Source organism: Mucilaginibacter sp. cycad4 (assembly GCF_034263275.1).
Lineage (GTDB): Bacteria > Bacteroidota > Bacteroidia > Sphingobacteriales > Sphingobacteriaceae > Mucilaginibacter.
The window spans coordinates 6,828,192-6,842,584 of the sequence record NZ_CP139559.1 but is presented as its reverse complement, the minus strand read 5'-3'; the positions used below and the strand labels follow the sequence as shown (position 1 = coordinate 6,842,584).

Genomic DNA, 14,393 nt, shown 5'->3' with positions numbered 1-14,393 from the left:
ACACGGAAAACCTCCGCATCGGTAATTTGATCGGTCAATATCGCCCTCGGGCAATCAGTTACTCCCTGTTGGGCACTAAACGTTTTAGCGCGTCATTTGCATCTACGGTTACAGTTTTAGTTTGTGCATTAACAGCCTCAAATGCAAATAAACTCGCGGTTAATAAAAAAATGATTGGATTTTCATAAGGTTAATTGGACTTTGCTGATGAATTAATCTGTTTTTGGAGTTGGCTGACCTCGGTTTTTAACGCTATCAGGTATAGCGTTAGTTCCTCCACCTTTTTAAGCAGCAATCTGTTCATTTCTCCAAGGTTCTGTCCGTCTTTGGCGATTTCCCGGGCTGAAGGGATTTCGGGCAAATGCTGGTATTGGTCGATGTACGTCTTCACCTCACCTAATGATGGCAACGTATAATCCTTTGTGAATACATAGTCAGGCCATGCAGAATTGAGTTTAACTGTCATGGAGGTTGCTATTGCACTTCCATTAACTGCCAGCTTATAACCCTTGCTGTCCGCGGTTCCGATACTTACATTTCCGCCAGCTATGCGCATCTGTAAATAATTCGATAAATCAGAATTAGTGATATTATAGCTGGATCCGCCGGTAGCAGCACCGTTATAAAAGTTGATTGCCGCACCGTTATTACCGCCATTATCCATTTTAATGGCGCTAAAGTAATTCGAACCTCCGTCACCCCTTACATTATAGGTCCCGTCGCTATTATCTTTAATAGCTCCGCCCAAAAACAAATTGGTGTAATTATTGGCTGGCAGTCGCAAACAGGAAAGATAGCCGAATGAATTCATGGAAATAACCCCGTTTACATCAAGCCTTGTATTGGGTGTCTGGGTTCCGATACCCACATTTCCAAGTACGGTGCCGTCGCCCCTGGTACCTAAAATCGTGTTTCCGTTTAAGGATTTGATAATATCCAGATCACCTCCCGTCGCATTAAGCCCAACGCCATTAGGATACTGGTACACTCCTCTTATTGTCCAGTTTTGTGCACCTGTTATGCCCGATACGCCTAAAGGAATTATATGGACTACATTTAAGGACTGAAAACTTGGGTTGGGATCTAAAATACTTTTTATACTTCCGTTTACAACGAGCTTTTCATCAGGTGTGCTTGTTGTGCCTATACCCACAGTGTTCGGTGTAGTGGTAACAGATCCGGATGTAGTCCATTGAGCGTGCAAAGAACAATTAAAGATAATTGATGTAAGGAGGGTTAAGATCGATTTTTTCATGAGTTTAATTGGTAAATATTGTTCTTGGGAGTGATATCCATATGGACTGACGATACTTTTGTCTTTGATATTTTAAGATGCCGGGCTGCGATACTTAATGATATATTTCTCATTGCATTTTTATGAGTATCTCAATCAGTGGTTTTTACAGGTACAGATGGTCCAAGCCCGCGTTAAACTGGATATGCTCGGCAAAGCCCAAAAAACATCTATTGGCTACTACTAAAGCAAGACATTGAAATTTATATTTCACAGCCTGTTCCAGGCAACATTCGAGATATTCTTATGTATTTCTATTTAATGAATTGCCCTGGGCACCAAAATGGTTGTAGTCAATAGAAAAGCGGATGGGATTTAGCAGGGGGCTAATTTGTGATTTCATGAGATAAGTAAGGTTGTTAAAAAATTCACACAAAAATATTTAATAATATTTAACAAACAACCTTCTCGTTGAAAATATTTGGGGCACGACTCCGCCTATACTACACATCAATAAAACAAACAAAAAGGCCCTTAATATAGCGATTGCTTGATAAGATGATTATTCATCCGGTAAATGGCGGACAATGAAATTTGGCGCCGACATTACGTAAATGCCGTTGGACTGGAAACTCTGATAGAAAACAACTATAACCAAGGCATGACGGCAGATGCAGAAATTATCGCGAAAGACGCTTCTATTTTACAGAGAATTTTAAGTTTGTTTAAAATTTTACGATAGGCTGATCTAACGCAAACTTCCAATTCTATAGCGCATTCGAGGCCTCAGAGCAAAGTTCAATAAACTGTTTACAATAGCTTAAGACAAGGAAGCCAAAGTGGGTTTTGTCAGGTATCAGGATAACGGCAAGGCTGAGAAACGTGAACAGTTTTTAAAGGAGCCTGCACAAGACCAGAAAACAGCGCTAAACAAATCCCAGAGAAAGGAACAGGGAATGGTTGTCTGAAGATCAGCTGAAAATACTCCGGAATATCCAAACTTAGTCATTGATATTGATGAGGTGTAAGATGCGGCAGTAGAGGTGGAAGTAGCAGTATATTATCAAATACAATCTTTATTCTCAAGATATTTTGGATGTAAAAGCTATATTTGACTTCGAAAAACATGTGTCACTAACACCTAAATCCTGATCAATGAAAAAGACATTTTTTTTATTTTCTACATTCATCGTTATAAGCCTCACCACAAAGGCTCAAACCGACCCGACAATTAAAACCAGCCCCAAAGTAAACGCTGAGAGAACATTAGAGACGTTACAGCGCAGGTTATCGCTGACCGATAAACAGAAAACCGGTCTGTATCTGATACTGCTTGAACAAAACAACAAGATAGACAGCCTGAAGAATATCCAGGCCCCCAGGGTAATTATAAAAGAACAGGTTAAGTCGTCGTATCAAAAAATAGCAGGGCTATTGACTCCTGATCAATTAAAAGAATATGATAACTGGATGACCGAGATCAGAAGCAAAGCAAGCCATTAAAATTAATGGCTTGCTTTGCTAAGTGTCCCTGATCTTTTCATCATGAATGATCTGGGACACTTAAACTGTTAAAAAAAGGGGCGGTTCATCTCTCGCATGTCACAGAATTCTAAAACAAGGTCGGCTTATAAAAAGTAAAGGCCAACACTGTAGTCGGGGCTTTGGTATCTTATCGGTCGGCGATATAACAATCACCCGAAATAGAGACATTCGGACAGCGCGTTTGCATGTTTTACATAATTCGCAGCCGATAATTTAATAGCTTATTGAATAGCATTACATTATAACAATTTCGCTATTATACAATGGGTTTACATTAATCAGACCATTACAGAAAATATCTCGTTTGCATATAAAACCTACAAGCCCAACTGTTGTGATTGGGCTTGTATTACCGTTTTTATCAGAACACACGCCGCAGGTTTGCGTAAGCAAGAGGTTCCTATCCTATTTTGCAAAAGCGGGATGCCAGCGGTTCTGGGAATACAGTCCTTAACAAACCAGGCGCCGCGAACAGCCAGTGTGGGCAGAGGGTATCGCGACGGGAACCATGTCGGCGATACGAAGATACAATGCCCAAAACCTTCAGCGTTAAAAAGCTCAGCAAATACCTGCAGGCAACAACGGATGGCTTTCGGAAGATGTGCAGCTATCGAGCCGGTGATGGGCCACCCGAAGGCAGACCACCGGCTAAGCCGTAACTTTTACAAAGGAATATTACGTGATAATATCAATGTGCTGCTTGCAGCATGAGCTTTCCATTTCAAAAGGATGATGGGCAAATGGAAAACATCTTTTTTGGGACTTTCTAGATCAGATATTTCACGTGTTCTTAATTGCTTTTTATTCCAAATCCTCTTTATAAAAACAGAAACCTTGGTTTTTAAGACTCAATTAATTAGCCACTTGTCACAAATTACCGAGAACTGGCTGAAGTGTTTTTATTTACTGCTCATTGGATTACCGTATGGCATATAACACTTATTCTTGCTGCAATTCAATTAGCAGAGGGCGATAATCCATCTGCCCCTATTTTTATATCACGTAAGCACTTAATTGAACTCTCCCATAATGGGAGATATTGTCACTTATTATAAGTATATTAAAGAATTGGTAGAATTCGCATAATTTGTTATTATACGGGATCAGAAGTAAAATCGTTATTGAATTTTAATCTGGAAAAAAAATGGATTTTATAATATACTTATATTCTGATAAAAACTGATTTGACTCCATCAAAATACAATTCTAGTCTATTATCAACTATTGCAAACTGCGTCGTTTCCTGTTTAGGAGACGACGGTTGATCAGTTAATAATTTATTCCCTTGCACTTCATATGTCATAAATACATGCTGTTTTTTATCGCCTTCATTTACTGTATATAACAGTTCCCCATTATCCTTAAACTCCATGGACGTATTCCCGTAAATTTCGAGAGCTTCCAAATTCGTTTCATCCAATTTCCATGTTCCAATTAACTCATTACTTTTCATCAATGAGTTTATTTAAATGTTCATTTCCGACCTCTTCAAAAGCCTTCCCTTTTAAAAAAATAATAAATTGTGCGATAATACTCGACAATTTTTCGCTCTTATTCAATTTTAAAAGTGTTGTTAAATAGATATATCGCTGTAACTCCGTCAATCCAGTAGAGAATCCCGCCAGCCATTCTTTCTCTAACTCCCCTTCTTTCAAATGATTTAAGATTTCCGGGATAGCAATATTCAATATTACAATTAAGATTTCGTCTTCTACTTCTTTTATATTGCTATCATCAATCTTCCACCAGTAATCTGTTTTTTGAGGCAATAAATGTCCAATTCGCATTCCCCAATGACAATCTAAGACATCTGGCTTCTTTTTAATATTTTCATTTTTAAACCTTCTCAATGAAACCAACGAAACTCCTAAATTTATAGTTAATATAGTTTCGGCATTAGTACTGCTTTTGCTTTTTTGAAAATTTAACATGCCCCAATTGCCGTTACTTTCAATGTAGAAAGTGTTTCCCGACTTGACAAATCCTTTTCGTTTGAGAACGTTCTCAATATTAGCAAGAAGTAATTTTAATTTATCCATATTTAAAAATTAAGGTTTTCTAACAAGTTGAACGTGGTAACCTTCGTTAACCGCAAGCCAGATGTCCTTCAATCTTTGCATTGCCGTATAACGTGAACTACCAACTTTTGTTTCAATCCCGCCCAATATTTCACCTGTAGCATCTCTAACTTCAATATCTATGAATCGAGCTCCAAATGGAGTACGTTTAAACACTTCAGTTTTGACGGTTCTGCCTTCTGCTTCTAGTGCAGCTGCTAATTCATCTCTGAATGCATCGCCCGCGATTTTATTTAACTGTACAGTAGCTGTTTCAACTTCTTTAATAGCAATCGCTTCTACCCCTGTTTTAACTACGCTTGCGGTTTTCCCTGTCGGGATAGCTAACGCAAATGTATTTCCAAATGCTCCAACACGCTCATTTGGGGTAGCCCAGGAGCCATCCAAGTTATTAGCCTGATTTTTACTTGGCCAAAAAAGCGTTTTACCTGTAAGATAAATTCCGTTAACTATTCCATATGAGGTTTTTGATGCCCAATTCTTAGACATACTCCAACTTTGCCAAAAATTCGGCTCAAATTGCCTAATAGTCGGTCGTTCAATCCGCTCAGCCGTAATGGTTATATCACTTGTTATATAACCTGTCGGGGTTGACTTAACTGTTACCGGATCACCATCAGCGCCGCCATCAGGATCGCTCCTGGTAACGGGGTTGTTACCCATGCCGACATACGGGGAAGCATATTGCTCCGCAGGATCAACACTTAACCACCTGCCGATACGGCCATCATACATCCTTAAGTCAAAATTATTAAATCCCGTCACCGGATCTTTCTCCGCATAAGCGCCCTGGTAATCATACCTGTAATTTGTACCACCGCTACGGGCAATACTGCCATACGAAAAATAATCATTATAAGTAAAAATATCTACCTGCCCACTACTATTTTTGTTGCGATTTATAACAACCCGTACACTACCGACATTGTCTTTTAGTTCATAAACGTAACTGTTACTGCTTATGGTATACGTACCTAAACGCACACTCCCATAAACCGGAATCTCATTTAATGTAGTTCCTGCGTATATACTCAACACATTTCCGCTGGAATCATATACATAATAACTTGTTACTGGCGATGATCCGGTATTATCCGTTCTGCTGATTCGATTACCACTTTCGTCATAAGTATAACCTACTTTTAACTGGGTTAGCGCTGCATCCGCATAAATTCCGGTAATTTTGCCTGTCACATCATATTTAAGATAGTATGCAAATGGTGAACCGGTTTTATTTTCACTTTTCAATCGTCCTAAATCATCGTATGTAAAACTTGCATAAGCGGTTGGGGCTGCGGCATTACCTACACTGTTTAACTTATTAGTGTTAGCCTGGTATTGATAACTACTGAAATCATCGCTTAGTGCCCCTGCGCTATTGGTGCGTTGCAAGCCTTTGATGTTACCATTAGGGTCGTAGCTAATATTTTTTTCGGCAAACTGGCTTGCCGCGACAAAATTATTGGCTGTAAAGCTTGGCGTTCCCCAGGTAGCATTGTTTAATTGGTATTTATTATCATAGGTATAGGTATACATGGTGGGGTTTTGTATAGCAGCCCCCATAGTGCTAACTACGCTTGCCGGCTTTTTACTTTGCCAGCTAATGCCATTTACATTGCCATTATAATAGCTGGTTTGTCCGGTGGCTATGCTGGCAATATTACTTCCCGTACGGCTATAATCATTCGGAAAGTATTCCATTTGCATCCCAAAAGCATCGGCTGCAAAACCGTTATTGCCGTCGAGCCCAGGATCTTTTGCATTATCGCCCGATGCATGATTAATGCTTTTGAGCAGTCCTTGCGCGGTATACACATAGTCAACTCCCTGTAGCTGGTCACCCAGTTCAACCCGCTTTACAGGGCCGTGCAAATAATATTGGTAATTGGCATGCTGTAATTTAGTTGTACCGTCTCTACTGGTTTGTACATTGATCAAACGCTGATCGGAATCGTAAGTATAATAATGGTAAAACTTTTCGGCAGCTAAGTTTTTCTGATAAGCTACGGAAGTTACATTACTAAAATAATCATAGGTATAGTCAATGGTTTTATAACCCAAACCATTGAGCCATTTAATCACCCAGATCACTTTCCCCTCCTGATCATAACTGTACCAGGTTTTACTGTTGATATTTTCTGTCCAGGATACAGCTCCATCTACAAAATCCTGCACGTAACCACTTTGCCCATGGCTATTATCCGGTAAATCATAGTGGGTACGCACCCAATCCGTTTTTGAACCAGCGGTAAGTCCACCCGTTGCCGTAGTATTTTCCAACAATGCAAGGTTAGTTTTGGCGGCGGCAAAAGTAATATCTCCGGGCAAATATTCACCTGATTCTATCGATCTTCCGCTGTCATCATAGTTGGTATAGCTAAACCGGCCATTTTTGCGCTGCTCGGCATTTTGGCTAAACCGGATCTTACCATCCTTGCGGTAAATGATCTCTGATCTGCCGCTTTCTGATTTATTATCAACTGCCAATAGCCTGCCTTGCTGGTCATATTCGTACAGCGTAACAAATGGGATCGCATTTTTATCCGCGTAAGCCGCAATGCCATTGGTGATCAATTGCTGCACGCCATTTGGCGGAATAGTGGCTACTAATTGCCCTTTCTGATTATAAAAATTATAGTTGATATCGCTCCATTTTGTGGTATAACCTATTTGGGGGGTACCTGACTGGGCTACAACTTTGAACATACCTGCAGTTAAAGTAACCGCAGCCGACTGATTGTTGTATAATACCGAATTGCTGATCAGATCGAGTACCTGAACTGCACCGCCTGAAATATTGAGCGTTCCACCCTGCGGAAGGTTCAGGTAGTGATAATCCTGCCCGTTAGCATTGCCGCTTTGAATCAGGGAATGACAATTTTCGCAGCCCAGTGTCTGTCCGGTAGTACTATTGGCGGCAACATAACTTATTGTAAAGGGCTTATCTGATAAAAAACGATAATTACCTGCGGTAATATCAGGCACCGCGTAGCCGGTAACCGATGGTTGATAAGATGGAGTACCATTCTGGTAAACCAGTAGCTGGCCGGCACCTACAAGTTTGATCTGTTTTAAGGGTACATTCAATGTACTGTAATTGAGATCATACTCCTCTTTTAAATTATTTAAGGTTACCGTATTATTAACAGTGAGCCAGGTACCTGGTAAAGCGCTCATCAACGCATTACCATTTTTGTCCTGAATGGACATTCCCCACTTACCCTGCTGGTCTTTTCCCACATTTTGTACCGAAGCCCCTATCAGATCGGTTTGACCGATCTGCCCCATAGTAGCATCAGTAAAAAAACGATTTCTTATGGCCAGGTAATTCGATAACTCCTGAATAACCGGGAAACTATTACTTACCGCCTCCCTTCCCTTTCCCATCCTCAATTCCTCTCCAATACCTGCGGTGCGTGCAACGGCATTTGTACCATCATCAAAATAATCTGCGCGGCTATATGGATAGGTTGTGGCCGGCACAAATTTATCCCAGGTGTTATTATTACTGTAGTACCAACCTAAAGTACCTTGCTGGCTTGCATCGACGGCATCAGGAGCATTCAGCTTTGTACCTGCATCAAAATTGGTAGTATTATAGCGTTGCCCGCTTCCATTCCTTACAAAATCAGGTTTGTAAATGAAAGTGCTGCTGTTAATTGGCGCAGCCAGCGTCTGTATAGCCGCCCTCCCATAAAGATCATAAATGGGCTGACTGGCTAACACATGCTGGGTGGTTGCGCTTTTGGTTTGTGTTTGCAGGGCTTGGCCACTCAAATCAAAGAAGCTTTTATTTTCGCCTAACAAATTCCCGTTTTGATCAAAAGAACGGCTAAGTGTCCAGTTTAATTCCGGGTTATCAACACCAGATGCCGGTGGCACCGGGTATATTGATGCTGAAACAATTTTAAGTTGAACAACAGATCCTGAAGGTGCTGAAAAACCCGGCATCAACGAAATAGATGTATTGCTGGTAACAGTCAGCGGCGTACCAACGGTGACTGTTTGTGTTGTTGCCGGTGGCGTTGGCAACACAATTGGCCCGGCATTTTGAATGTTCTGTGCCCAGCCACCAATAGCGGGCAATAAAAAAATTGCAAACAGAACTAATTTTAGCTTATGCATATTTTTACTATTTGTGATAGATAACAGGTTCAGGTTAATTAATTGGTACTATGAGCATAATTATATTGGTACTCGTTAGTTTGTTTAACCCCATAGCCAAACCGCTCGGCAAATGTTTTAATTAAACGCCCTTCGGCATCATACTGGAATTTTGCAAACAAATTATTATTATCCAAAAGGTACAGCAACTCGCCAGTCCATGGGTCATATACATAAGAAGTCATAGCTGAATTGATAGGCTTAAACCTAAAGTCATCAAAATAAGCAGTAACAGTCCCATTATTAACACAACCGATTTCCAAAGTACTATTGGCAGTCAATGCTGTTGAAGGTATCTGTAAAGTAACCTGATACCACTGCCCAGCCACTTTTGCCGTATTTACAGTTGCTGGTACAGCTGTACCGCCATTGATACGGTAATAGAGTGTAGCATTGGCAGGCGTAGTACTTTTCATCCAAACCGAGGCTATAAAACTGCGGTTGGTTTTTAGTTTACTCGTATTAATGGTATATGACAAGCCACTTTGTCCTGCATTTAACTGAACCGAATTAGTACCTGTATGGCTTGTACTGGCGGTAATAACGGCCGAACCAAGGTTTACTCCTCTTGGTAATAGTGTTGAAGTTATTATTCCGTCCTCCAGGCCGGCATAGGTCATCTCCGCATAGTTGGCATTTGATGCTGTAGCCGTTACTTTAGATTGCTGGAGATCCATTTTGGTAGTACCATAATTGCCGTTAATATCAAATGCCTCAAGTGCATTTGAATATTTATTATACAAGGTAATCTGTGATCCTAATACCCAACCCGGCAAACTTGAGCCTCCGTTAAAATAAGGGTTAAAATTAGCTATCGGAGTAACTCCTCCGGTTCTGTCCTGCGGCATCCACTGAAAGGTTTGATATGGTCGCCAAATATTAAATGGCGTGGTACCAAACGCGTTGAGTGTATTCACTACCGCTTCTGCGTTGTTAAGTACATTGCTTTGATTGCTCCATACGGTAGCGGAGGCAGACCCAACACCTGTATTGTTGTTATTTTGGTCGACTGTGTAGGTAATGGACTCTGCTAACTGGCTTAACATATTCGCATTTTGCACATTCATCGATTTTAAACCCATTTGCGGATATACCCGATATGCAGGGGTAGCCTGGGTCATAAAACGGTTTCCGTAGCTATCATATGTTAATGTTTTAACAGCCTGACCTGAATACATATCATATGCCAGTGTTTGGCTGTTTGATGTTAATCCTGTTTTATAATCAATGGTTGTAGATCCTGTTGGGATATTGGGGTAAGTTGCATAAGCAGTCATTACGCTTCTGGTTTTGCCATCATTATAACGTCCTTCGGCAGTACGTTCCATAATTACACCTTGCTTATTAAACCTGCCCGTTAAAACTTCGTATTGATTTTTATTAGCATCGGCCGATTCCCCCTGCTGTTCATCATACAAATACTTGTTAATGGTTTCGCTTAATTTATTCCCTTTATCGTCATAACTGATAATCCGTTTTAAACTGCCTATGCGACTGGCATAGTTTTGAATCGACACATTTGATATTTCGGTGGTGCTTGTTTTTGATGACGGACTGTTCCACACACCCAGCATACCTTTATTAAATACTTCAAATTGATACTGGGAACTGCCTAAGCCCTGGACAGTTTGCCCGTCAACGGTACGGGAAGTGGTAACCCCCACGTACTCATACATTACCCCCGGCCCGGGCACCAGCCGCGAAATGCCCAATAAATTGGAGAAATTCTTTGATATTACAGACTGATAAGCACTGGAGGTGACCCCTCTCAATTTCACTGCATCAATACCCAATGGTTCATATGATGTTGTACCAGAGCTCAATGTCGGGATACCAGGTATATTATAATTGTAAGCCACAGTCATTGTGGTACCTGTTATCGGCTCTTTATTAACAACCTGTTTTATCCTTAGTCCGCCGCCATAATTATTGCCAATACCTCCCGCCGAAAGGTTTCCACCGTAAAATGTGGCGCCCTGTTGATTATGAAATACGGCATTATAAAACCCGGGATCGTTAATGGTTATAGAGTTGGCTGTAACCGCGGTTACCAATAAAGATGGCACATCGCCGGATGATATCGTAGTTCCCACATCCACGGGAGCGTAGTAACTATCAGAGCCTGAGCCAGAGTCTTCACTATAGGTGCCGACTAAGGTAAGCTGCACCTTATCCCCCGGCTGAATAAAATCTGTTAAATCCACGCCAAAATCGCCGGTGCTGGTAACCATAAAGCTTGTTCCATTTGCGCCGTTTCCGCTCAAATCTACAGGGGGGCTACCTATAGTTACCGGCGCATTTTTATACAGAGCCACCTTGCTATACACATCAGATTCATAAACGATATCGGTTGTCATTCCAAGAGCATGATGAATCCGTCGTAATGACCATACGTCGGCTGCTTTGGCGGAACCCCTGGATGGTAAACGCGCCAGGTTCTCATTTCCTGAAACTGCCTGGTAATCCCCCTTAAACATTCCCCACATATCGTAATAATCAGGCACATAAGGAGGGTTTTTAGTGGTACTGAAGGAATAGGAGCCGTTTACACTTAAAGATGGCGGTGATGTCCCGATAAATTTGACGTTCATATCATATTTCGAAACCTGAAGCTGAGGGTCATTATGGAGAGCGATTGATTTTATCAACCCGTAATAAGTCTGGCCACTTTGGCTGAACTTTATAATATCTCCCTCTTGAAAAACATTGGCATATGATTTAAAGAACAATATATTGGAATTAGCTTGCTGACCTGTATAGGTTAACTGGTCACTTTTAACAGCATCAGCCGATAATTCATAATCAAATGTAGTTGGCGGTATGCTTGATTGCCCTTGTTTACCCAACAACGATACAGACTTTAAAGTCAGTTTGCCAAGCCCTGTTTCTATGACGTCGTGGGGTGCCCGGTATGGAGGCAGCGTATGGTCTATATAAAAAACAGTGCTGCTGTTCCCACAGCTGTTTGGCATTTGCTGGCTAAGGCTATAATCGTAACCAAGTCTGACATCTCTGATGATCTTCGAGGTAATGTTTAAGGCTTGAATGTCGTCCTTATCGATGACATTTTCACTGTATTGCAACTTTAATTGAGTAACAGATGAAGCGCCGGTCTCGTCGAAACCGTAAAAATTGTTGTAATTGGTTGGGGCATCACCACTCAAATTACGGATCTGATCGATCGACTTGGTCAAATCTTTATTATTAACCAGGATCATATCATTTAATCGCAACGATGATGTATTATTATTATATTCCTGTCCATAGACCGATGCCGATTTTGCATCACTCCTTATTTCCTTTGAAAATAACGCGGTATGCGTAGGAGTGATGATGGCATCCAGATAATACAATTCCTTTAAACCGGTAGTTGAATATTGAAAGTTTTGATCAATATCCTTCTTTACTCCGGTAAATGGTGTACGCCATACATAATTAGGGGTCCATCTGCCGTATTCCATATCTACCCAATACCCCCAATCACCCTGATCGGCTAAGCCATCCCCATTAGCATCTATATAATCAGGGCCTGTCACCGCTGTTAATAACCAGCTGGTTGCATATGGAACATCTCTTTTTTGTTCATTATAATTGTTAACACCGTATATATTTTCGGTATGCGACAGTTCTCCGTAAGAATATACAGGCAAGGCATAATGATAGGTGATACCGCTTGCGTTGGTGATCATAAAACCACCTATCCTGTTGTCACTTGAGCTATTTACAGCAGTTCCATTCGGGTTTTTAGTCCTGTTAAAACCGTTAACCTGCGCATCATGCGTATTGATAAATCCTTTTTGTTTGGCAACTCCTGCGGTTATTTCGGCATTTGTAAAATACTCTATATTCCGTGAGGAGGCCAGGCGTTCCTTACTGTTGTCAAAACCATAATTCCCATCATTTAACCCATAAACCGGGTTAAGATCAAACTGAAATACAGAACCGTTATTGGTTAAATTTTGCTGTAAATATCTGTTTGAGAAATCATCCGTAAAGCGAAAACTCAATTTGGAGGGGTTATTAACATGGTAAACAGTATAATGATACTCGTCGCCGCCGTAGGTAACATAATCCTGGATCCGATCATCCCAACCATATGTAATTGGAGTGTATCCAATTTCATCTGTTACAATATCCCTGTTTGTATGAAAACTATCTGTGCTGTTTTTTCCTTTCCCGGTTACTTCCAACTGATAAGCATATGGGCGCATTAAACCTGATATTCCCTGCCCCAATACAGAATAAGTATCATAATCAGGAAGTGAACCGCCTGTTGATTTCACCGGATCATTTTTACTTGTATTGATTAAATCATAATTAGGATCATTAATATCGGCCATGTAATAGGTATCATATTCCTTATCGGAACTGTAGCCCCTGCTTGTTGGGTAATGTAACGTGCCAAATGTATTTACGGCGTCCGCGGACTCACCCCAGTAACGCATATAATTATGGCTTATTGAGATTGATCCAATCACAATTGGAATACTCATATCTGAACTGGTTGATGTTGATTGGATCTTAAGAGGGTTTCCATTATCAACAGCATTATAGCCATGTGAATCGCTATATCCAATGGGACCGCCGACTTTAAAACCATTTGATGATAAGGAAGCTCCAGCCAGTGAAGGGCCTCCGGCACTTACACTTGCGCCCGCGCCTACATTTAAACTTTTAAAATTGGTTCTGAAATTTAGTCCTATACTGCCACCAAGCGGAGAAGTGCTATTGCCACTAAATGAAGCACCTACGCCGCCAGTTAATGAAGTCCCGCCAAACGGGTCAAAAGCAACACCTAAAGATACGGAAGGACGAAACCCGCTACCCTCCTGCATTTTATAACCGACACTCAAACCAACATTGCCTCCAACACCTGTTCCCAGATATGTATCGTGCGCCACGGTAATACCAATTTCTGCTGACAGGATACCAGTTAAACCAACATTTAGTCCTACAGATGTCGAAGACCTGGTGCCACCGGACCAATATTGCCGCACAACACTTTGTTGCCCGTCAAAATCATCCGGAAAACCACTCACGGAACGGTCAACAGCTCCTGGATTTAGGGTCCAGCCAAGCCCCACCCATGAGGCTTCTTCTTCGGGCATGATACCTGCGTGGTAGGAAAGTGATAACGGGTACCCCCCTTCCGGTCCGGGGACTTCAATCATGGGAATGTTGTAGGCCAAATCACCACTAAACAAATTAACCATATCGGTGGTATCAACAGGCTCAAAACTGGTCGACTCGGGCCTTGAAGGCCCGGATGTTAATGCCAATGCAATGCTTGGGGTAATGATATTATTTAGAAAAATAACGATTAGCGTAACCGCGATGGTTCTTTTAAAGTTGGAAGGTTTAGGCATAGGGGG

At 41.2% G+C, this 14,393-nt stretch carries 7 protein-coding genes; 2 read left to right on the top strand and 5 right to left on the bottom strand.

Annotation, left to right across the window (positions count from 1 at the left end; genetic code table 11):
- Positions 1-190 precede the first annotated feature (190 nt).
- Positions 191-1,255: a hypothetical protein gene (locus tag SNE26_RS28230; protein WP_321557164.1), complete on the bottom strand. Its 1,065-nt coding sequence runs from the start codon at positions 1,253-1,255 to the stop codon at positions 191-193.
- 1,134 nt (positions 1,256-2,389) lie between these two features.
- On the opposite strand from SNE26_RS28230, the gene SNE26_RS28225 reads away from it, so the two are divergent.
- Positions 2,390-2,737 carry a hypothetical protein gene (locus SNE26_RS28225; RefSeq protein ID WP_321557163.1) on the top strand — a complete coding sequence of 116 codons (348 nt, stop codon included), beginning with the start codon at positions 2,390-2,392 and terminating at the stop codon, positions 2,735-2,737.
- A gap of 627 nt (positions 2,738-3,364) precedes the next feature.
- Positions 3,365-3,490, top strand: a complete 126-nt coding sequence (locus SNE26_RS28220) for a hypothetical protein (protein ID WP_321557162.1) — start codon at positions 3,365-3,367, stop codon at positions 3,488-3,490.
- A gap of 451 nt (positions 3,491-3,941) precedes the next feature.
- On the opposite strand, the gene SNE26_RS28215 is transcribed toward SNE26_RS28220, so the two are convergent.
- Genes SNE26_RS28215 through SNE26_RS28200 form a run of 4 tightly spaced genes read right to left on the bottom strand, consistent with a single transcriptional unit; the run spans position 3,942 to position 14,387 of the window.
- On the bottom strand, positions 3,942-4,232 hold the full coding sequence (locus SNE26_RS28215; protein ID WP_321557161.1) for a hypothetical protein: 291 nt from the start codon (positions 4,230-4,232) through the stop codon (positions 3,942-3,944).
- Positions 4,222-4,818 carry a DUF4304 domain-containing protein gene (locus SNE26_RS28210; RefSeq protein ID WP_321557160.1) on the bottom strand — a complete coding sequence of 199 codons (597 nt, stop codon included), beginning with the start codon at positions 4,816-4,818 and terminating at the stop codon, positions 4,222-4,224. The genes SNE26_RS28215 and SNE26_RS28210 overlap by 11 nt, the downstream gene beginning before the upstream one ends.
- A 9-nt stretch (positions 4,819-4,827) precedes the next feature.
- On the bottom strand, positions 4,828-8,982 hold the full coding sequence (locus tag SNE26_RS28205; RefSeq protein ID WP_321557159.1) for an RHS repeat-associated core domain-containing protein: 4,155 nt from the start codon (positions 8,980-8,982) through the stop codon (positions 4,828-4,830).
- A gap of 38 nt (positions 8,983-9,020) precedes the next feature.
- Complete coding sequence (locus SNE26_RS28200) at positions 9,021-14,387, bottom strand: hypothetical protein (protein ID WP_321557158.1); 5,367 nt, start codon at positions 14,385-14,387, stop codon at positions 9,021-9,023.
- Between the last annotated feature and the right edge of the window lie 6 nt (positions 14,388-14,393).